The 20,311-nt window shown below is 36.9% G+C and carries 18 protein-coding genes; 8 read left to right on the top strand and 10 right to left on the bottom strand.

The window, feature by feature from the left end:
• Positions 1–2: 2 nt before the first annotated feature.
• Both AAY42_RS04605 and AAY42_RS04600 read right to left on the bottom strand, forming a co-directional pair.
• Positions 3–683: a hypothetical protein gene (locus AAY42_RS04605; protein ID WP_055392843.1), complete on the bottom strand. Its 681-nt coding sequence runs from the start codon at positions 681–683 to the stop codon at positions 3–5.
• 65 nt (positions 684–748) lie between these two features.
• Positions 749–1,501 carry an MBL fold metallo-hydrolase gene (locus AAY42_RS04600; protein ID WP_055392841.1) on the bottom strand — a complete coding sequence of 251 codons (753 nt, stop codon included), beginning with the start codon at positions 1,499–1,501 and terminating at the stop codon, positions 749–751.
• 171 nt (positions 1,502–1,672) lie between these two features.
• Between AAY42_RS04600 and AAY42_RS04595 the strand changes: the two genes are divergently transcribed.
• Positions 1,673–2,560 (top strand): hypothetical protein, encoded by an 888-nt coding sequence (locus AAY42_RS04595; RefSeq protein ID WP_055392839.1) that lies wholly within the window; start codon positions 1,673–1,675, stop codon positions 2,558–2,560.
• Between the two features lie 74 nt (positions 2,561–2,634).
• Here the strand turns inward: AAY42_RS04595 and fumC are convergent, their stop codons facing one another.
• Positions 2,635–4,032, bottom strand: coding sequence for a class II fumarate hydratase (fumC, locus tag AAY42_RS04590; RefSeq protein ID WP_055392837.1), 1,398 nt, complete (start codon positions 4,030–4,032; stop codon positions 2,635–2,637).
• Between the two features lie 382 nt (positions 4,033–4,414).
• On the opposite strand from fumC, the gene AAY42_RS04585 reads away from it, so the two are divergent.
• From AAY42_RS04585 to AAY42_RS18240, 4 genes are all read left to right on the top strand, one after another.
• Positions 4,415–5,104, top strand: coding sequence for a hypothetical protein (locus AAY42_RS04585; protein ID WP_055392836.1), 690 nt, complete (start codon positions 4,415–4,417; stop codon positions 5,102–5,104).
• Positions 5,105–5,264: 160 nt separating this feature from the next.
• Positions 5,265–5,921 (top strand): hypothetical protein, encoded by a 657-nt coding sequence (locus tag AAY42_RS04580; RefSeq protein ID WP_055392834.1) that lies wholly within the window; start codon positions 5,265–5,267, stop codon positions 5,919–5,921.
• A gap of 4 nt (positions 5,922–5,925) precedes the next feature.
• Positions 5,926–6,981 (top strand): phosphoadenosine phosphosulfate reductase domain-containing protein, encoded by a 1,056-nt coding sequence (locus tag AAY42_RS04575; RefSeq protein WP_055392832.1) that lies wholly within the window; start codon positions 5,926–5,928, stop codon positions 6,979–6,981.
• Between the two features lie 137 nt (positions 6,982–7,118).
• Positions 7,119–7,292 carry a hypothetical protein gene (locus tag AAY42_RS18240; RefSeq protein WP_175288725.1) on the top strand — a complete coding sequence of 58 codons (174 nt, stop codon included), beginning with the start codon at positions 7,119–7,121 and terminating at the stop codon, positions 7,290–7,292.
• Positions 7,293–7,320: 28 nt separating this feature from the next.
• On the opposite strand, the gene AAY42_RS04570 is transcribed toward AAY42_RS18240, so the two are convergent.
• The 7 genes from AAY42_RS04570 to AAY42_RS04540 all read right to left on the bottom strand — a co-directional run bounded on the left by AAY42_RS04570 (position 7,321) and on the right by AAY42_RS04540 (position 15,399).
• On the bottom strand, positions 7,321–9,843 hold the full coding sequence (locus tag AAY42_RS04570) for a TonB-dependent receptor (protein WP_055392830.1): 2,523 nt from the start codon (positions 9,841–9,843) through the stop codon (positions 7,321–7,323).
• A 132-nt stretch (positions 9,844–9,975) separates the two neighbouring features.
• Entirely contained in the window at positions 9,976–10,452 is a 477-nt protein-coding gene (locus AAY42_RS04565) for a hypothetical protein (RefSeq protein WP_055392828.1), read from the bottom strand.
• Positions 10,453–10,568: 116 nt separating this feature from the next.
• On the bottom strand, positions 10,569–10,913 hold the full coding sequence (arsC, locus tag AAY42_RS04560) for an arsenate reductase (glutaredoxin) (RefSeq protein WP_055392826.1): 345 nt from the start codon (positions 10,911–10,913) through the stop codon (positions 10,569–10,571).
• 23 nt (positions 10,914–10,936) lie between these two features.
• A protein-coding gene (prfB, locus tag AAY42_RS04555; RefSeq protein ID WP_139063647.1) for a peptide chain release factor 2 occupies positions 10,937–12,032 on the bottom strand; the annotation gives its coding sequence in 2 pieces (ribosomal slippage) (positions 10,937–11,968 and positions 11,970–12,032; 1,095 coding nt in all).
• A 55-nt stretch (positions 12,033–12,087) separates the two neighbouring features.
• Entirely contained in the window at positions 12,088–12,942 is an 855-nt protein-coding gene (locus tag AAY42_RS04550) for a transglutaminase-like domain-containing protein (RefSeq protein ID WP_055392822.1), read from the bottom strand.
• Between the two features lie 33 nt (positions 12,943–12,975).
• On the bottom strand, positions 12,976–13,923 hold the full coding sequence (locus AAY42_RS04545) for an alpha-E domain-containing protein (protein ID WP_055392820.1): 948 nt from the start codon (positions 13,921–13,923) through the stop codon (positions 12,976–12,978).
• 9 nt (positions 13,924–13,932) lie between these two features.
• Complete coding sequence (locus AAY42_RS04540; RefSeq protein ID WP_055392818.1) at positions 13,933–15,399, bottom strand: circularly permuted type 2 ATP-grasp protein; 1,467 nt, start codon at positions 15,397–15,399, stop codon at positions 13,933–13,935.
• Positions 15,400–15,588: 189 nt separating this feature from the next.
• On the opposite strand from AAY42_RS04540, the gene AAY42_RS04535 reads away from it, so the two are divergent.
• The 3 genes from AAY42_RS04535 to AAY42_RS04525 all read left to right on the top strand — a co-directional run bounded on the left by AAY42_RS04535 (position 15,589) and on the right by AAY42_RS04525 (position 20,297).
• A complete protein-coding gene (locus AAY42_RS04535; protein WP_055392816.1) occupies positions 15,589–17,991 on the top strand; it encodes a zinc-dependent metalloprotease in 2,403 nt (800 codons plus the stop codon).
• Positions 17,992–18,003: 12 nt separating this feature from the next.
• On the top strand, positions 18,004–19,029 hold the full coding sequence (locus AAY42_RS04530; RefSeq protein ID WP_055392814.1) for a threonine aldolase family protein: 1,026 nt from the start codon (positions 18,004–18,006) through the stop codon (positions 19,027–19,029).
• Positions 19,030–19,196: 167 nt separating this feature from the next.
• Positions 19,197–20,297 (top strand): OmpA family protein, encoded by a 1,101-nt coding sequence (locus AAY42_RS04525; RefSeq protein WP_055392812.1) that lies wholly within the window; start codon positions 19,197–19,199, stop codon positions 20,295–20,297.
• Positions 20,298–20,311 lie beyond the last annotated feature (14 nt).

The following is a 20,311-nucleotide window of genomic DNA, read 5'->3' as shown; positions in this document are numbered from 1 at the left end:
AACTAATTTTCTTCTTCAAGTGCTTTTAATCCTTTTTCAAGTAATTCTTTAGCTTCTTGCAAGTATGCTTTTTGATGGGATACTAGGCTATTTGAGTCATTATCCTTGTCGGATGTGCTATGGTCAAAGGACTTTGAGAATACTACCAGTTGTTCTATGGCTTTTTTGGTAGATTTCAGTTTGTCCTGTGCATGCTTATCAAAAACTTTTACCATCTCTAATTCCATGGATTCCTGATTAGCTTCATCAGAATCCACATAGGCCTCATTCTCAATGGTACTATTGGCACTATCTTCCACAACAACGGGGGTACCTAAAGTACATTCATCTAAAATGGTAATTAATTCATTGATGATGCCCATTGACTTTTTAGAAAAATAGCGCCCTGCATCCCAATCAACGGGTTCAATGGCCTTGTTCAAACTTTCAATGGCATCCAAGGTTTTGTCCTCAGATTTTTCGCATCCACATTCGGACATATACGCTTTTGATTTCTCAAGTGCAGTCAATGCTCTTTCTGCATAGTACATTTGATGTTCAAAATTGGTTGCACTCAATGCCTTCTTAGTATGGCTTAGGCCATAAGTCACCTTGGCGTAAAAATTATCGCACTGATTTGAAAATGAAATATTTACAATAAGGAATAATGCAAATACGGTTAATGTATATGATTTGGGTATCATGGCTAAGTATTGATTTGGTTGAATCAATTACATAAACGATAATAATCCATCAATATTTCATAAAATCAAAAATCATTATTTGGATACCAATCCAGTTGGATCACCTTTATGTCAGGGTTGCCCTTGTTTACAATTTCTTTGAACTTGTTCACATTGCTTACATTGGGCCTTCCTCGATAGTGATATGGGTATATTTCTTTGGGCTTAAACGCTAAAACCGCATCGGCTGCACTTTCTTCCGTCATGGTGTATGGAAGGTTCATGCAGATAAAAGCTTTGTCAATATTTGGTAAGGCACGCATTTCAGGTATGCCTTCCGTATCTCCAGAAAAGTAGATACGTTGTCCATCAATATTAAGTACATACCCGTTACCTCTTCCTTTGGAATGAAATTTTAAGGCCTCCTCCCTTAAATTATACATAGGAATGGCTTCAACTGTAATTCCATAACGCTCTTTGGAATCCCCGTTGTTCAAAACGTCTATTTGCGGTGTAAATTCCTCAGGTATTTTGTCCGCAACGGCCTGGGGAACCATAATTTTAGCTTTTTCGGTATTCAATTCCTGCAATGTCTCTAAACTGAAATGATCTCCATGGATATCGGTAATCAAAATTAAATCGGGAAGTTTTTGATTTTCAAAAGCTTTTTTCCCACCTACAGGGTCTATATATATGGTGATGTCTTTCCACTCCAGAATTGTGGTAGCATGCTCAATAGGAATGATTTTCAACGCATTCAAGGCAGTTTGCGCTGTAATTTGGGTACAAGAAACAAGAAAGAGCAAACAAAATACAGTAGATGTGATATTTTTTTTCATGATTGTACTATTTGGTAGTTCCTTTAAAATTAAGGCTTCTACAGGTTTTAAAGCTAATTTTTCAGCATTATTTCATCTGATATAATCCAAAACAAACACATACCCGTATATAAACCAAACACAATTGATCAGATACACTTAAAAACATAAAGATCAATTAATTTAAAAGATATGACTGAAACAAAAAGTAACAACGGATTAAAGGTAATAGCTGGCTTACTTGGAGTGGTTCTTTTAGGAACTATTATTTATACTGTAAGTCTTTACCAAGATAAAAAGAAGACCACTACTGCGCTTACGCAGGAAAAAGAATTGGTTGTTGAAGATTTGAATAGCTTAAAATCTGAATATGATAAAGCTATTTTGGAAAGCAATGCTACAAACGAAGAATTGGTAGCTGCTAGGGACAATATTGCAAAATACATTGATTCTGTAAGTGGAATGAAGGCTGATATTGCATCACTTTCTAGATACAGAAGACAAGTTAGCGTTCTTAAAGCCGAAAGAGAAGCATTGTTAAAGCAGGTTGATTCTTTAACATCTTCCAACACCTTGTTGGCCATGCAGAGAGACAGCACATTTGTTGAGCTTGAAAAGCAAACTGTATTTAATGATTCTCTTGTAGTTCAAAACACACAATTGGCTGATGCCGTTGAAAGAGGTTCTGCGCTAAGCCTTACTACTTTTACTGTCGATGCTGTTAAAGAAAGAAGCAGCGGAAAATTGGTTTCTACTTCAAGAGCTAAGTCTACAGATAAATTTAAAGTTTGCTTTACAATTGCTGATAACGTAATTGCTGAAGCTGGTGACAGAGAATTTTTTGTTGAAGTATTAGATCCTCAAGGTAACGTATTGGGAGACAGTTTTTCTAAGTCAAATGACGAAGGAGCCTCTATTACGTATAGCAAAGGAACTAACTTTTACTATGAGAACAGTTCTTTGGATGTTTGTGATTACATCAATAAGCCAGCATCTGATTTCCAAAAAGGAAATTATATGGTAAACGTATATGACAATGGATTAAAATTATTGGGAACTTCCAAGTTCGCATTAAAATAATATACACTATCCACTTTATAAAAAAGCCCGGTTCTATTTGAATCGGGTTTTTTTTATCTCTATTTGATAGAACTCTATTTTAAGCTTCCCACCATATCTTCGGGTTTTACCCACTCATCATATTCTTCAGGGGTAACATAACCCAAATTAACGGCTTCTTCTTTTAACGTAGTTCCATTTTTGTGTGCCGTATTGGCAATCTCGGCCGCTTTGTAATAGCCAATCTTGGTGTTTAAGGCGGTGACCAGCATTAGAGAGTTGTTCAGTAATGTCTTGATGACCTCATGATTGGGTTCAATACCAACAGCACAGTTTACGTCAAAACTTACACAGGCATCACCAATTAATTGCGCTGATTGTAAAATATTGGCGGCCATCATGGGTTTAAAAACATTCAGTTCATAATGTCCCTGGGTTCCACCAACGCTTATGGCAACATCATTACCAATAACCTGGGCACATACCATGGTCAATGCTTCGCATTGGGTTGGATTTACCTTTCCGGGCATAATGGAACTGCCGGGTTCATTGGCAGGAATGATGATTTCCCCAATTCCAGAACGCGGCCCAGAAGCCATCATTCGAATATCATTTGCAATTTTATTCAGGGATACCGCAAGTTGTTTCAAAGCCCCATGACTTTCAACTATGGCATCATGGGATGCGAGAGCCTCAAACTTGTTTTCAGCAGTAATAAAAGGAAGCCCCGTAAATTGTGCAATGTATTTGGCCACAAGCACATCGTACCCTTTTGGAGTGTTTAATCCTGTACCTACAGCGGTTCCACCCAGCGCAAGCTCACTTAGATGCCCTAAAGTATTTTTTAGCGCCTTGAGTCCATGGTTCAGCTGTGCGACATAACCGGAAAACTCTTGCCCCAAGGTTAGGGGAGTGGCATCCATCAAATGCGTACGTCCTATTTTTACAACTTTTTCAAATTCCTTGGATTTTTTATCCAGAGTATCCCGCAATTGTTCAACACCTGGAATAGTAACCTCTACAATCTTTTTATAAGCAGCAATATGCATTCCCGTAGGGAAGGTATCGTTAGAGGATTGACTTTTATTCACATCATCATTGGGTTGAATGGTTTTTTCGCCCTCCCCAATTTTTTTACCGGCAATTTCATGGGCCCGGTTTGCAATGACCTCATTTACGTTCATATTGCTTTGGGTACCTGAACCCGTTTGCCAGATGACCAAGGGAAATTGGTCGTCATGCTTTCCTGTTAGGATTTCATCACAAACCTGGGCGATCAAATCCCGTTTTTCAGGAGCAAGAACACCAAGCTCATGATTGGTATAGGCGGCGGCCTTTTTTAAATAGGCAAACCCGTAAACCACATCCAGTGGCATGGATGCCGGAGCACCAATTTTAAAGTTGTTTCGGGAACGCTCGGTTTGTGCGCCCCAATATTTTTCCGATGGCACTTGTACCTCGCCCATCGTGTCCTTTTCTATTCTAAAGCTCATGTTCTAAGTTTTATCACTACAAAGGTAAGCCTTAGGCGTTTTATCCCCCAACCAATTTTTGGTGGATACCTAACAGTGCCATGGGCACCATGGTATTAGTTGCGGTACTTGTTGATTGATTTTACCCAAAAGGCCAAATAGAACAAAAGCCCCAAAAAAACTAAGGTTTTTCTGTAATGGGTTTTGTTGGAAAAATTATAATTTCACGGTTCTCCCCAAAACTACTTACGAATCTGTTTTTGATGGACCCAATGGCCCTACACTAAGTATGTGTAATTGGTGTGTCAAAAACAACTAGGATTGGAATGGATATATCTTTTGCCTGTATGGGCATTTTGTATACTACCTACTTATTTATGAGTTGTGCATAATTTTAAAAATAATGAATTCTTGGATTGGTAAATACACTCTTAACTGGAAACAAATTTCCGTATTGGGGCAGAATAAGATAGTAAATAGCTCTTACATATATCTATTTATTGTCCCAGTAATTGCCAAATTATTCTCAAGCATTAATTCTCCTGTTGATCTCATACTAGGTGGTTACGAATTCCAATTTGTTCTCACTTTACCCTTCAATTGGAAACTATTCTTTTTTGCTGCACTATTATTTACTATTGGATCATTAGTCTATAACCTAAGGGCTCCCAACATCATAAAAGAAAACGACTCTTACTCCAATTTCACTACCAACAAAAAAAACTTTGGTCATCTAATCGAGTACAAAAATGAACTTGGTATTACTCACAGTTTAATGAATAAAATTGGTTTTATCGAGAATCTTTTTGAAGGTGAAAAACGGATAGGATATCTACAAAAAATCGAAATAAGGGAGCTTGAAGAAAAGTATGTTGAAAAAGCAATGGTTTACACCTTTGTAGAAAACTCATTGGAAAGTTATTATGAATCTGGGAGTAAAAATGAGTCAAAAGTGTTTTGGAGGATATACAAATATGCACTTGCTTGTAGAAAAACTGAATTAGTATTGACTAACATCGCATTTTTATCCGGTTTGATATTAATAGCGATTATAATAATTCAAGGGACAATGAATGTTATAGGAGCAATTTAATTAAAACTATGCACAACATTGGCTAAAATTCATTGCTGCATTTTCGTTAACTTCAAACCTAATAACAATTAACAAGGCTAGATTGCATACGGACAATTTCCGTTGGAAATGTCCGCAACGAAATCTTAGCCGAACCGTTGTAAGGCATTTGAATTAAACTATGGAACAAAATACATTAAAGAAATTACGATTGTTAATACCAGGTATAATAGCAGTTATAATTGGTACTTATTACTACTTCATAATAACAGATAAATCATTTGCAGAAATAGAATTTGAAGAATATTCAATCCCACTTCTTATTGCAATTGCTTTTGGTACGTTATTTTACTTAACAGATATTAGGTTTCTAATTACCAATTTTTCTCATAAAAAAATAGACTTGAATATTAAAAATCATATGATTAAACTACACACTAAAAGTTTAACAGATGAGCAGAAACAATTTTTATATAAAAACAACAGACTGAAAAGTGGTGTATTTTATAATATTATTGATAATGATGAATCTTTAAAGAAAAAACAAATCAATGTTTTTTTCAATGGACTTATCTGGACATCAACTGCTGATTTAGTTTTAATTAGTTTTTTCTTCTCAATCGTATTTTTGGTTTCAATTATGATTTTTAAAGAAGCAGCCAACTCATTATTAATGGGTAGTTTTATTTTAATTTTAATATCTCTTATTTCATTAGTCTCCCACATTTTAGCTTTTCTAAAGCATATTAAATTATCTAACGAACAAATCGAATATATAGAAACACACCACATCAACAGAGTAGATGAGATAATTGATGGTATGGTAAATAATATTTGATTTGATGACCAAAGGAGATAAAAATGCTATGGAAATGATAATTCAGGAATATCAAAAAAATGATATTCCTTGGTTTATTGGCTATAGTGGAGGCAAAGATTCTTCCTCTATGCTATCATTAGTTTTCAATGCTCTAATGAAAATTGATAAATTTCACAAAGATGTTACTGTAATGTATTGTGATACAGGAGTCGAGAACCCGATAGTAACTGATTATGTTTTTGAGACATTTGAGAAATTAAAGAAAGAATGCACCCTACATAATATACCGCTAAAGTTTAAAATACTTAAACCTAAATTAAACGATAGATTTTTTGTTAAAGTAATAGGTCGTGGATATCCTACACCAACTAATATTTTTAGATGGTGTACTGATAAACTGAGAATAAATCCAGTAAAACAATTAATTGAAAAAGATGACAAGGCTATTATTTTACTTGGAATTAGAAATACAGAAAGTGAGCAAAGGGATAGAACTATTAAAAAACACAAAACAGTAAACGAGTATTATCTGAAACAAAATGGTTCATCAAACAAAATTATTTTTAGCCCAATTATTAATCATACATTAGAAGATGTATGGTTGACTTTGAGATATTCCGATTTTCCAAAAAGTATTGATTTCTCTAAAATTAGAGATATTTACCAAGATGCTGAATCCGAATGTCCGGCGTATAAAGAAACAAAAGGTTCATCTTGTGGTAACTCAAGGTTTGGATGTTGGACTTGCACAGTGGTCAGAAAAGACAAATCAATGGGAAATCTAATTGAAAATGGCTATTCGGAATTAAAAGAATTATATGAATTTCGTAACTGGATTTCAGAATTTAGGAATAATGAAAAATATCGCTGTGATTTCAGAAGAAATGGTGTGAAAGGATTAGGTCCAATAACATTGGAAGGTAGAGAGATAATTTTAAATAGGTTATTGGAGACCGAAAAAGAAAGCGGATTAAATTTGATAAGTGATGAAGAAATCGAAAGGATATATGAACTTTGGGAAATTGATAAATCTAATAAAAAATATATAGAAAAAAACGCCTTACAAAATTGGCTATAGGTAATTGCTTGTTCCCATCAATCTCAGAAAAATCAATTACTTAAAGGAGAAAACGTACGGGAAGTAGACATTTTTTAACCAGAGATTTGTTTTTTTATAGCAATTCAAAGTATCTTTGTACAACAAAAGGATAAATCATGTTTGACTTTGACCAATATTTAGGTTTTATAGCTTTTTTAACCATTTTAACCATAGGTTTTTGGTTAATGATTTTCTTATTGACTTTTGTAGTACCCTATTGGTTATTTGGAAACCTGATGGAGATGTATAAAGAAAGACGCGAGGCCAAAAAAGCCCAGCGAAACGAATAAAAAAAGGAGCTTTTAAGCTCCTTTTTTGTTACCCTTCAAAATCAAAATCTTCATCACCACCACCATTTCTGTCGTTGCCTCTTCCGTTTCTTTCATTCTGGGGTTGGTTAAACCGGTATAAAAATGATACCGTGAGCTGTCGTTCCCGTCGCTGAAACTCACTTTCCGTAAAAACAGTTTCCGTTCTCGTTTCTGTTATTCTTTTTCTTGAATTGAACAAATCACTAACACTTAGCGATAACGTGGCTACATCTTTTATAACATCTCGGCTGAACGCGAGGTTAGCATAAAGAATGCCCTTGTTCACATTTTGTGCATCTACTTGTTTGCCACTATAAAAAATATTGGCTTGCGACTCTATTCCCGCAGGAAAAGGTATTTTGGAGCTTAATCGGGTAAACCAAGTAAAATTGTCCGCATCAAAATTTTGTGTTATTTCCTCATTTTGAAAGTTGATGTATGAGAAATCACCTCTCAAGTTTTGTTGAAAAAGATTTAGGTTCCAAGTAAGTCGCCAGTTCTTTTTTGGGGTGTAGGTTGTGGTCAACTCTGCCCCATATCTGGTATCTGTGGCTAAATTTATGGGTGTCCGTACCTGAATGGGCACTAAAATTGGGTCTGCAGGATTGTCAGGATCTTCTATTTCCACAAAACCTCCCGTTTCTTGGGTTATAAATTGAAATACTCCAGTGGAATGATTGTAATAGGCCGAAGTGGTGAAGGTCACTTTTTCACCCCGAACCAAATACCCCAAGTCGAAAGCATTGGTGTAAGTCGGGTCCAAATCAGGATTTCCTTGAAACAGATTGGTGTTACTAGATCTTGAAGGAAATGGATTGATATACCTAGACCTTGGTCTTCTTAATCTTCGGCTATAACTGATTGTGAATTGTTCATACTCGGAAAACTCATATCCAAGAAAAATGGATGGGAACCAGTCCACGTATTTCTTTGTGCTAAGGTCGTTGGTATTGACCAATTCCACGCCAATATCCGATGCTTCCATACGGATACCGCCCAATATGCTGAACTTGTTCATTTTGGTTCCCAATTGGGTATAGGCAGCATTTACATTTTCAGTGTAAATAAGTTCATTGCTAAAATCTGGATCAGGAGTTAAAACTCCTTGGTCCACTATCCCAAATACAAAATCGGTATTGAATGTGTTAAAAGTACCGCGATATCCTACTTCAAACTGGGACTGGTTATCCTTTCCAAAGGGCAAGACATAATCAAATTGCAACAGTTGGTTTGTTTGACTTTCATCATTAATGGTCTGTTCGGTGGGCAAGGTGGTATTTTCACCCAAAACAACTTCTTCAATCAAGGAATCCTCTATTTCAGTCCCCTTTGAATATTGATAGTCTGCCGTTAGGACATGTCCGTCTTTTTTAAACTTTTTTTGATAATTCAATGCGTATTGTACGTCTTCATCCGCCTCATCTTCCATTGTAAACCGATTTCTCTGAATGGTTGGGTCCCTTACTTCATCAAAATTAAAAAAGTCCACGTTTACCGTATTTTCTCCAGATGACTTTCTATAAACAAGGGAATTGGTAATGCTACTTGTTGCATCTTCATCCAAAAACAGCTCAAAACCAATATTGGTGTTGAATCCGTCATCTTCCCGTTGGTAATTCCTGAACTCATCCTGGAAACTTACCGTGTTGCCATCATCGTCAAAGTTTTCCTGTATAAACTGGGCATTTCCCGGGGCGTTTCTATAGCGATAGGAGGTATTTGTGAAAATATTGAATCTATCCCGTCTCAAGTTTAAACTTAAGGCCCCTCCCAAAACATCTGGATTTCCTGCAAAAAGATTTACGGAACCATTTAATCCTGCTGTTTTACTCTGTTTAAGGATGATGTTTAGGATTCCTGCAGTTCCTTCGGCGTCATAACGGGCGGATGGGTTGGTGATGACTTCAACTTTTTCAATTGCTTCTGCCGGAAGTTGTTGCAACGCATCTGGGCTTAAACCTGAAAGGGCAGATGGCTTTCCATTGATAAGGATACGGACACTTTCATTTCCACGAAGGCTTATATTTCCTTCAACATCCACGGTAACCGAGGGTACATTGTCCAGGACGTCGGTCACCGAGCCTCCTTTTACGGTTAGGTCGCTTCCAACATTGTATACCTTTTTATCCAACCGAAGTTCAACCGTAGTGCGTTCTCCAACTACTTCTACTGCCTCAAGTTGTTCAACATCAATGGCCAATTGTATAACGCCCAAGTCCTTTGAGGTTCGTAACTGCTGTTCTTTTAGTTCATAAGTGGAGTAGGAGATGTATTCAACACGTATATTGTAAAGCCCAGGTGTTGTTTCTACTTCAAATTTTCCTGTTTCATCTGAAATTCCGCCTGTTACATTATCAGGTTCTTTGGCCTTCTGTAATACCAAAGTAGCGTATTCCAGAGGTTCTCCAGTGTCCTTATCCACTACTGTTCCGCTTATTTTAATTGGCTGGCCCTGTTGCCCCCTTGGTCTTTTTTGTCCAACGGCGTTGATTGCTAAAAACAACAATACCAGTATAATAAGCTTTTGCATTTTATCGCAGTTTTTTGATTGATTCTACTGCGAAATTTAGAATAGAATTGGAGGTTAAAAAAAATAAACCACAAACAACAAAATTTAACCTGTCATCGACAGAGTTAGGTTGATTGAGAAAAGAAGTTGATGCTAGGACTTGTCCTTATCTTTTTTGGATTTCTTCTTTTTTTTCTTTTTGGTCTTAAACTTGTTCTTTAACAGCTCCAAATAGGCATCGTATTTTTCTTCGGGAAGGCCTGCTTTCATTTCCTCGTTCTGCTCCTTTTCCAATCGTTCCATTTCCTCACGCATTTTTGTAGGCTCGAGTTCCAGGATTCTAAGTTCTTTACGCTGTTGGACATATTTTATTAATGTGGTTCGTACAACGGCTTCTTCAAAAGGATTCAGTTCCAATGTTTCAGTGATAGCGGGCATTTCCTTGTCCACTATTTCTTCTACAGTAAGTGGTTCTTCTTTTTTTGGAGTGTCTTGAACTTGTGGCAATGTACTTCCCCTACCGTTTCTACCTCCATATTGACTTCCATAGCCATATTGGGCAATTAGTGAGTTAAAGGAGAGTAAACCGAATAAGGCAGTGAGTAAAATGTTGGTCTGTATACGTTTCATGACTTTAGTATGTTGTGTGATCTCAAATTTAATTAGGGTTTAATCCAACCAAGTTAAATCCTTATTTAGGCAATTTAACGTTATACTGTTACAATCAAAAGTCTTGCCACTATTATTTAGTTGATTAGCTCATTGATTTTTTCCGAGGGTCTTCCAATTACAGCCTTTTTTCCCTTCACAATTATTGGGCGTTCTATTAGTTTTGGATTTGTAATCATTGCATCAATAATTGCATTTTCACTTAGATCTTTACCCTTGTATTGTTCTTTCCAAACGGTTTCGTTTTTTCGAACCAACTCCATTGGGGGGATTCCAAGTTTTTGAATTAGGGTCTCTAACTCTTCTTTGGAAGGAACCTCATCCAAATAGAGAACAACCTCAAATTCCTTTCCTGATTGTTCCAAAAGTTCCAACCCTTCTCTGGATTTTCTACATCTTGGATTGTGATATATTTTTATCATTTTTTAAATTTTGAGGTATTGACTTATTCTTCTTTTTGTCCCATCATCATCAGAAAGGCTTTTAGAAACTGATTCAGTTCTCCATCCATCACTGCATCAACGTTACCCGTTTCTTCTCCCGTTCTAACATCTTTAACCAATTTGTATGGGTGCATTACATAATTTCGAATTTGCGAGCCCCACTCTATTTTCATTTTGGTAGATTCAATTTCTGCCCTGGCTTCTTGTTTTTTCCGCAGCTCAATTTCATACAACTGGGATTTCAGCATTTTCATGGCTGTGGCCCGATTGTCATGTTGTGAGCGGGAATCGGAACAGGAAATTTGGATTCCGGTAGGTTTGTGCACCAATTGCACTTTGGTTTCAACCTTGTTTACATTTTGTCCACCCGCACCACTAGACCGTGCTGTTGTAATTTCAATATCTGAAGGATTCACATCTATTTCTATGGAATCATCCACAAGCGGATATACATAAACGGAAGCAAAAGAGGTATGCCGTTTTGCATTGCTATCAAACGGAGAAATTCGTACCAATCTATGCACTCCATTCTCTCCTTTCAGCCAACCAAAAGCAAATTCTCCCTCAATTTCTAGGGTAACTGTCTTTATTCCAGCAACATCACCTTCTTGATAATTGAGCTCTTTGACCTTGTAACCACTCTTTTCACTCCACATTAAATACATGCGCATAAGCATTGCGGCCCAGTCACAGCTTTCCGTACCTCCGGCACCAGCCGTTATTTGAAGTACTGCGGTAAGCTCGTCACCTTCATCGGACAACATGTTTTTAAATTCCAAGTCTTCAATTAGAATACGGGACTTATCAAATTGTTGCGTTACTTCGTCTTCAGAAACCTCACCTAATTGTTGGAATTCCATCAATACCTCAAGATCGCCCACCAATGATTTGGCAGAATTGAAATCCTCAACCCATCTTTTCTTGGACTTAAGCGATTTCATTTGAATTTGAGCTTGTTGGGAATTATCCCAAAACCCTGGAGCTAGGGTCTTTTCTTCCTCATTTTCTATTTCAATGAGTTTGGCATCAATGTCAAAGATACCTCCTCAACGCACCAAGGCGCTCAATAAGATCCTTCTGTTGATCTGTGGTAACCATATTTGTAGAAATTTTGGGCAAAAGTACACTTCTTTATTGAAATAATGGATGCTTATTATTGTTGGGATGCCTGCACTTCCACAACATATTTTGTAGTGTTCCGTCCTTTGGAATATACCACCCCTTTTATTGGGGGACAATCATGATAGTCCTTTCCGTGGGCAACTTTTAGATGGTTGTGCTCCACTAAAATATTATTGGTTGGGTCAAATCCCACCCACCCAACATTTGGAACAAATGCTTCTACCCAAGCATGCATTTGGGAATCTCCAAAATAGCCATTGCCTTGATGTAAATACCCGGACACATACCTGACCGGAACATTATTTTCCCTTGCAATGGCGCAGTATAAGTGTACAAAATCCTGACAGACCCCATGTCTTTTTTCAATAATCTCATCCAAGCTTGTATGCACATCCGTAACGCCCACTTTAAAATATAAATGCTCAAAAACCCAGCTGTTCAATTCCAATAAGTTATCGAAAATCAATTTTGTTGAATCAAATAGAAATAGTGATTTGTACTTTTCAGCAAGTTTTGTAAAACGTGTTTTTCTCAAGAAGGGTTCATGATCGGCAATGAACACAATACTGTTAATAGTAGCGTAATCTTCTGAAACTTCATGGTTCAGAATAAAATCATAGGGGTTTATTTCTTTTTTGATGAGCTTAAAACTGGCTTTAAAGGTTATTTTTTTAAAAAGTTGTTTAGGATGGATTCGAACCACTTGAAAACCAAATCCATTTATGGAAACTTCGTTCAACGCTTTTAAACTGTTATCAAAATCCCAGGAAATAAGATCTTGGGTGGTGTTGTTTTCTGGAATAATACAGAACTGCCAAAAGGCTTCGGAAACATCATTCTCATAAGAGTTTTCAGTACAGTAGGTTACTGTATATTCAAGCGACATAGGGGTATAATTGATTAAATATGGAAGGGGAATTTAGTAATTAAAAAACTCTTGCTCCATTCTTTCACTAATTTTAAAAAGATCATCCAAAATCTGGTCTATAAAGCCTTTGATGTCTTTTTCAATCTCTTCGACCTGCATAAAGCTAAATTTAGACCTTAGTTTTCCAACTAAACAGGAGGTAGAATTTTTTACGGGATATTTTGATTGGTCCAAGACCTGGACATGACTGCAAATTTGATTTAGGCTGTTCATTACCGACCGCGGACAATCTGCGTTAAGCACAAGGAACTCAAGGGTAGTCACACTTGCGGGTGTCTTTTTATATAGGCGTCGCATCATGTCATAGGCCTCTGCACATTTCAGAAGCGTAGACCATTCGGAACTGTGGGCAATTTTATTGCCATAGCTTCCTTGAGCGTTTAAGGCATCATTGTATTTGGTATTGATTATTCGTATTATTTGTGTTGCCCTTTCAATGTTTATTCCAAGCATAATGATTGCATAAACCTGATCATGTAACAATGTTCCCCTTATTTTATTTCTTAGAATGGAAGAACTTTCGGTAACGTTTACAGTGAAATCATAAAGACCTCGTTTTACCAAAACATCAGATTCATAATTTAATATGAAATGATAAAACTTATTTATGGCCTCATATAGTTCGGTAGAAATTAAATCCCTAGCGCTATTGGCATTTTCTCGAATTGCTTTAATATTATTTAATATGGAATACGGTTTGTCCGAATTTAGACCCAAATCATATATTACTTGTTCCTCGTTTAGAATCAGTTCATCATTGCTTACCGGTCGCCCAACCATAAAAAGCATGGATTTCAATACAAACTGTCTAGACTGGGATAATGTATTGGGAGCATCCAAGGATGAAAAGTAATTTACGTTCATAAATCTGGCAATGTGCTCGGAACGTTCTATGTAACGACCCATCCAAAAAAGATTATTTGCAACTCTTGCAAGCATATAGGCTGTTTATTTTTTTAGAACCCAAGTATCTTTGGAACCACCACCTTGGGATGAATTAACGATTAAGTTTCCTTCCTGTAATGCAACTCGGGTTAATCCTCCTTTCAATACAAATTCTTTATCCTTTCCCAATAAGGTGAATGTTCTCAAATCAATATGTCGTTGTTCAAAGGAATTTTTGTCCTCAATATATGTGGGGTGTACGGATAATGATAAAATTGGCTGGGCAACATATTTTCTTGGATCTTTGAGTATTCGTTTTTTCACCTCTTCAATTTCATTTTTGGTTAGTTTATTTCCTATTGAAATTCCATAACCTCCGGCTTCATCAACAGGTTTGACCACAAGTTTGTCTACATTTTCCAAAACATACTTTAACTCATTCTGTCTGCTGCAATGGTAGGTTTTTACGTTACTGAGTATGGGTTCTTCATCCAAGTAATATTTTATGATTTCGGGCATATACGTATAGATTGCCTTGTCATCAGCAACTCCTGTTCCAGGTGCATTTGCCAAACAAACATTACCTTTTCTATAGGCTGAAAATAGACCTGGAAGCCCTAGTGTAGAATCTGGGTTGAATTCTAAAGGGTCTATAAAAAGATCATCTATGCGTCTATAAATTACATCTACTTTCTTTGGTCCATTGATGGTTTTCATGTAGACAAAGTCATTCTCCACAAACAAATCCCTGCCTTCAACAAGCTCAACCCCCATAGCTTTGGCCAGATACGAATGTTCGTAATACGCAGAATTATACATACCGGGTGTAATGACCACACAGGTAGGTATATCTACACCTTGTGGTTTGACACTTTCAAGAATCTCCATGAGGTTTTCGGCATAATTGGTAACGGTATGCGCTTGATAATGATTAAAAACCCCAAAAAGTGCTCTTTTAAGTGCTGTACGATTACATATTACGTAGCTTACCCCAGATGGACATCGAATATTATCTTCCAACACATAATAATTTCCATCAGCATGCTTAATAATATCAATTCCGGAAACATGATTGTATATGCCATTGGGAGGATCTACACCAATCATTTGATGGAGATAGTTTGATGATGAGCTCAAAAGCTCTAGAGGTACTATTTTATCCTTGATTATTTTTTTGTCATGGTAAACATCCCATAAAAAAAGATTTAAAGCCCTACTACGTTGAATGGATCCGGCTTCAATGGTGTTCCACTCATCAGCGTCTATTATTCTGGGAAAGAGGTCAAAGGGAAAAATCTTTTCCTTTGCTTCCTTTTCACCATAAACTTGAAATGTGATCCCTTGATTAAAGAATGAAGCCTTTGCCTTGTTGTTCAATTGGACATACTCAGCAACAGAGTGGTCTCCGTATAGGTCAAACAGTTTTTTATAAATGGATTTGGCATCTCCATTGCTGTTAAAAACTTCATCAAAAAAGCCATCTTTTTTATTGTAAGATGAAAATATTTGGTGTTCGGTGTTTGGCTTCATAAATCTTCATAAAAATTATAACATTAAATTCACAATATTGATGGGATTATTGTAAAAATGAACCTTTAAAATGATGAATTTGATAAAAATTATGCCATAATATTACAGAATCATGACTCATAAAAAGCTAAGTGTTATACGTATACTTTAGGTCTTTTTTAACTATTTTTAGATAGAACTAACTCAGACATGAAAAAATATATTTTTTACATTTTGCAAATAGTATTTGCAACAGGATTTCTAAATGCCCAAAGTTTTGATAAGACCAAAAATTACCAAAAATTCAATGGGTACTTTAACTTTTATTACGATGACGCAACGGACAAGATTTTTTTGGAGGTAAATGAACTTGAAAAAGAATTTTTGTATGTGTATTCCCTGAGTAGCGGAATTGGCAGTAATGATATTGGCTTGGATAGAGGTCAATTGGGCAATGAGCAGGTTGTTTTCTTTAGAAAAGCAGGGAACAAGTTATTATTAATACAGCCCAATTTGAAGTTTAGGGCGCTTACCCAAAATGAATTGGAAAAAAAGTCGGTGGAACAAGCGTTTGCCAAATCTGTTCTTCACGGGTTTAAAATTGAAGAAGAGTCCAAAGGAAACTATTTGGTTGATATAACTGATTTCTTAATGCGGGATGCCCATGGTGTCTCCAATAGGTTAAAACAAAGCAAACAAGGCTCCTACAGTCTGGATAAATCCAAGAGTGCGTTGGCTTTTGAGCGAACCAAGGCTTTTCCAAAAAATGTGGAGTTTGATGTAACCCTTACTTTTACCGGTAGTGCAGAGGGTGGTTTTATTCGTTCCGTAACTCCAAACCCTGGTTTGGTAACGGTAGCGCAACACCATTCCCTAATTGAATTGCCAGATGATACGTATGAAAAAAGGGTTTTTGACCCACGCTGTGGTTCTTATCCTTTTTCCTATTATGATTATGCAACTCCCGTACAGGAACCGATTCTTAAGCGTTTTGTTACCCGGCATCGACTTAAAAAAAAGAATCCTGCAGCTGATGTTAGCGAGGCAGAAGAACCCATAATCTATTATTTGGATAATGGAACTCCAGAACCTGTGCGTTCTGCATTATTGGAAGGAGGTAGATGGTGGAATCAAGCTTTTGAAACCATAGGATATAAAGATGCTTTTCAATTAAAAATTCTACCTGATGATGCTGATCCTTTGGATGCCCGGTATAATGTTATCCAATGGGTACATCGTTCAACAAGAGGTTGGAGCTATGGAAGCAGCATTACAGACCCACGCACAGGTGAAATTATAAAAGGACATGTAAGTCTGGGAAGTTTACGAATACGTCAAGATTTTTTGATTGCACAAGCTTTGATGAACCAACCTTTTGCCGAACGTGATGATAACTACGAACCTATGCTAGAAATGGCTTTGGCCAGGATTAGGCAATTATCCGCACATGAAATTGGTCATACGCTTGGCTTTGCACACAATTTTGCTGCAAGTACAAACGGCAGGGCTTCCGTTATGGATTACCCACACCCGCAGTTTGAAGTGGAAGGCAATACAATCAGTTTTTCAAATGCTTATGATATTGGAATAGGGGAATGGGATAAAGTTACCGTGGCTTATTCCTACTCTGATTTCCCAAACAACACTAACGAAAAAGATGGATTGGATGCAATATTGAAACAAGCGCAGGCCGATGGCCTTCGGTATATTTCAGATCAAGATGCACGTCCACAAGGAGGTGCACATGCACTTGCGCATCTGTGGGATAATGGAAAAGATGCTGCCCAGGAATTGGATAAGGTGCTAAACATCAGAAAAACTGCAATCGCTAACTTTTCAATGGATAATATACGTACTGGAGAACCAAACTCTATGTTGGAGGATGTTTTTGCACCACTCTATTTTTTTCACAGATACCAAACGGAAGCTGTTTCTAAACTTGTGGGAGGATTGGATTACAATTATACTATCAAAGGAGATGGACAACGTACGGTTCATATCATAAATTCAACTACACAGGAAAATGCCTTAAAGTCAATTTTAAAAACTCTAAATGCGGAAGAAATTGCTATTCCAAAGGATAAATTGAATCTATTTCCTCCAAGAGCTATTGGCTATGGACGCAGTCGCGAGTCTTTTAAAGGAAGAATGGGGGTTTCTTTTGATGCCCTTTCAGCAGCTGAAACTTCCGCAGATATGACCTTAAGACTTTTATTGCATCCAGAAAGAGCGTCGCGTTTAATTCAGCAGAAAAGTTTGGACAAAAACCAAGTTGGGTTGGCTGACGTTTTAAATACTTTGGTCAAAAGTACTTTGGAAAAATCCCGCAAAGAACCTTATTTGGATGAAGTACAACAGACCATAAATTTTAGGGTACTCAATCATATTATAAATTTAGCCGCGGCAGATGCAGTGCACCCGCAGGTAAATGCAATTTCAATTGAGGCATTAAAAACAATTAGAACTTCACTCCTAAATAATGGGAAGAGCGCAATTTCTGCGGAAATGGTCAGACTCATAGATAGTTTTCTTAAAAACCCTTCAAGTTTTAAAGTAGTTCCATCCCCTAAGATTCCTGATGGTTCGCCCATTGGGATGAATTGTATGGACTAAATCAAATACTTTATGAAAATCAATCTGATTAGTGATACGGTCACCAAACCAACTGTGGGAATGCTGGAAGCCATGATGACCGCTGAGGTGGGTGATGATGTTTTTAAAGCTGATCCAAGTGTGAATGCTTTGGAAGAAAAAGTGGCAAAACTTTTTGGTATGGAAGCCGCACTTTTTTTTCCTAGTGGCACGATGACTAATCAAACAGCAATTAAACTGCATACCCAACCAGGAGAACAGTTGATTTGTGATAAATATGCCCATATCTATAATTATGAAGGGGGCGGTGTAAGTTTTAACAGTGGAGTGTCCTGTAAATTAGTAGATGGTGAGCGGGGAATGATGAAGGCCGAACAAGTTGAACAAGCCATAAACCCTCCAGATTTTTATCATAGTCCCTTAACAAAGCTGGTCTGTATTGAAAATACCACCAATAAAGGAGGAGGAGCCTGTTGGGATTTTGAGGAATTGAAAAGAATCAAAACGGTTTGTGATTCCAATGGACTAAACTACCATTTGGATGGTGCACGTATTTGGAATGCTTTAGTTGCAAAAAATGAGGCTGCAAAGGATTATGGAGCCTTATTTGATTCTATCAGCGTTTGCTTGAGTAAAGGACTGGGTTGTCCTGTAGGTTCGGTTTTGGTTGGAGATAAAAAGTTGATAGATGATGCGCTTCGAGTAAGAAAAGTATTGGGAGGTGGCATGCGTCAAGCAGGATTTTTGGCTGCTGCAGGTATTTATGCGTTGGACAACCATATTGAACGATTGGTTGATGATCACAATCGGGCAAAAGAAATTGGCGAAGTTCTTTCAGGACTGGATTTTATTAAAAAAGTAGAACCCATTGAGACCAATATTATCATTTTTGAGTTGGATGAATCAAAACTTTCTTCTGAACTATTTTTATCCAAACTGGAAGAAAATGGAATTTCAATTATAGGTATGGGACAAGGGAAACTAAGGATTGTCACCCATTTAAATTATACAAAGGATATGCATTCTGTTTTTTTAGAAGTACTTCAAAAAATAGTGTAAACTTCCGAATTCCTAGAGAAATAGCGCTTTTCGCCATTGACAAAATATAGTGGCTAGTTATTGAATATTTAATAATTCTTCAGGTTTTGTGACTTTTTTAAGAAATAGGTTTCTAATAATTATAGAAATGCTAATTCAAATATTAATCACTAACTATTATTATTAAAATGAAAAAACTAGTACTCTGCCTTACAATTTTAGGCACTGCATTCATGAATGCACAAGATTTACCTTCTAACCCAGAACCTGGAAAATGTTATGTACGCTGTACTACACCAGATGTTTATGTAAATGAAACTGTAACAGTGACCGTAAAACCTGCGTATAAAGTTTTAAAAACAATCCCTGCTACTTTCAAAGAAGTAACAGAAAGGGTTCTTATAAAGGAAGAAGGCAAAAAATTGACCATAATTCCAGAGAAATGGGGAACGGAAACGGTAACATTTGTTGCTAAAGAGGGAGGAAATACCCTTAGGATTGTCCCAGCATCGTTTTCCTCAAGTTCAGAAACAATTGAAATTAAACCTGCTTATGCCCTTTGGGAACTTGGGTCACCTGCTCCAGATTGCGCATCTGGAAACCCGGATGATTGTAGATATTGGTGTTATAAAGGATATCCTGCAGAATATTCTACAGTAAGTACTCAACTTCTTTCCAACAATGCAAGCTCCGTTGCTACCCCTATTGGGTCAAAAAGCTCTTCCTATACAAAACGTGTTTTGTTGGAACCTTCAAAGGTTGTTGAAGAGATAATTCCTGCGGAATATGCAACCATTACAAAGACAGTTTTGGATAAAGATGCTTATACCACCGAAGAGACTATTCCGGCAGTAACGAAGACGGTAACTAAAGAGGTTTTAAAGGAAAAAGGTGGATTGACCACTTGGAAAGAGGTGGAATGCTCGCTTGTTGAGTACCAAGCGCTTCCAATTAATTGGAATTTGGGTAGTGCAACCTTAACCAGTGAAGCAAAACGAATAATAGATACACGATTAATGCCCGTTTTGGCTAAAAACCCAGGTGTTAAATTGGAAATAGCATCGCATACGGATGCTAGAGGAACTGCTTCTTCAAATCAGGATTTATCGGATAGAAGAGCAAAATCGGTAGCTGAATATTTGATTTCCAAAGGGATAAATTCAAGTCTCTTGGTAGCTAATGGCTATGGAGAGAAAAGATTAAAAAACAGATGTTCGGATGGAGTTTCTTGTACAGAAAGGGAGCATTCAATAAATAGAAGAACAGAATTCAGGTTGATAAATAACTAAACACTATCTTAAAC

Source organism: Flagellimonas eckloniae, from assembly GCF_001413955.1.
In the GTDB taxonomy this organism is placed as follows: Bacteria; Bacteroidota; Bacteroidia; order Flavobacteriales; family Flavobacteriaceae; genus Flagellimonas; species Flagellimonas eckloniae.
This window is presented reverse-complemented; position numbering and strand designations above follow the sequence as displayed.

Excerpts from the sequence above, each read along its gene's own strand:
- AAY42_RS04605 (WP_055392843.1), bottom strand. The coding sequence starts at position 683 with ATGATACCCAAATCATATACATTAACCGTATTTGCATTATTCCTTATT.
- AAY42_RS04600 (WP_055392841.1), bottom strand. The coding sequence starts at position 1,501 with ATGAAAAAAAATATCACATCTACTGTATTTTGTTTGCTCTTTCTTGTT.
- AAY42_RS04595 (WP_055392839.1), top strand. The coding sequence starts at position 1,673 with ATGACTGAAACAAAAAGTAACAACGGATTAAAGGTAATAGCTGGCTTA.
- fumC (WP_055392837.1), bottom strand. The coding sequence starts at position 4,032 with ATGAGCTTTAGAATAGAAAAGGACACGATGGGCGAGGTACAAGTGCCA.
- AAY42_RS04585 (WP_055392836.1), top strand. The coding sequence starts at position 4,415 with ATGAATTCTTGGATTGGTAAATACACTCTTAACTGGAAACAAATTTCC.
- AAY42_RS04580 (WP_055392834.1), top strand. The coding sequence starts at position 5,265 with ATGGAACAAAATACATTAAAGAAATTACGATTGTTAATACCAGGTATA.
- AAY42_RS04575 (WP_055392832.1), top strand. The coding sequence starts at position 5,926 with ATGACCAAAGGAGATAAAAATGCTATGGAAATGATAATTCAGGAATAT.
- AAY42_RS18240 (WP_175288725.1), top strand. The coding sequence starts at position 7,119 with ATGTTTGACTTTGACCAATATTTAGGTTTTATAGCTTTTTTAACCATT.
- AAY42_RS04570 (WP_055392830.1), bottom strand. The coding sequence starts at position 9,843 with ATGCAAAAGCTTATTATACTGGTATTGTTGTTTTTAGCAATCAACGCC.
- AAY42_RS04565 (WP_055392828.1), bottom strand. The coding sequence starts at position 10,452 with ATGAAACGTATACAGACCAACATTTTACTCACTGCCTTATTCGGTTTA.
- arsC (WP_055392826.1), bottom strand. The coding sequence starts at position 10,913 with ATGATAAAAATATATCACAATCCAAGATGTAGAAAATCCAGAGAAGGG.
- AAY42_RS04550 (WP_055392822.1), bottom strand. The coding sequence starts at position 12,942 with ATGTCGCTTGAATATACAGTAACCTACTGTACTGAAAACTCTTATGAG.
- AAY42_RS04545 (WP_055392820.1), bottom strand. The coding sequence starts at position 13,923 with ATGCTTGCAAGAGTTGCAAATAATCTTTTTTGGATGGGTCGTTACATA.
- AAY42_RS04540 (WP_055392818.1), bottom strand. The coding sequence starts at position 15,399 with ATGAAGCCAAACACCGAACACCAAATATTTTCATCTTACAATAAAAAA.
- AAY42_RS04535 (WP_055392816.1), top strand. The coding sequence starts at position 15,589 with ATGAAAAAATATATTTTTTACATTTTGCAAATAGTATTTGCAACAGGA.
- AAY42_RS04530 (WP_055392814.1), top strand. The coding sequence starts at position 18,004 with ATGAAAATCAATCTGATTAGTGATACGGTCACCAAACCAACTGTGGGA.
- AAY42_RS04525 (WP_055392812.1), top strand. The coding sequence starts at position 19,197 with ATGAAAAAACTAGTACTCTGCCTTACAATTTTAGGCACTGCATTCATG.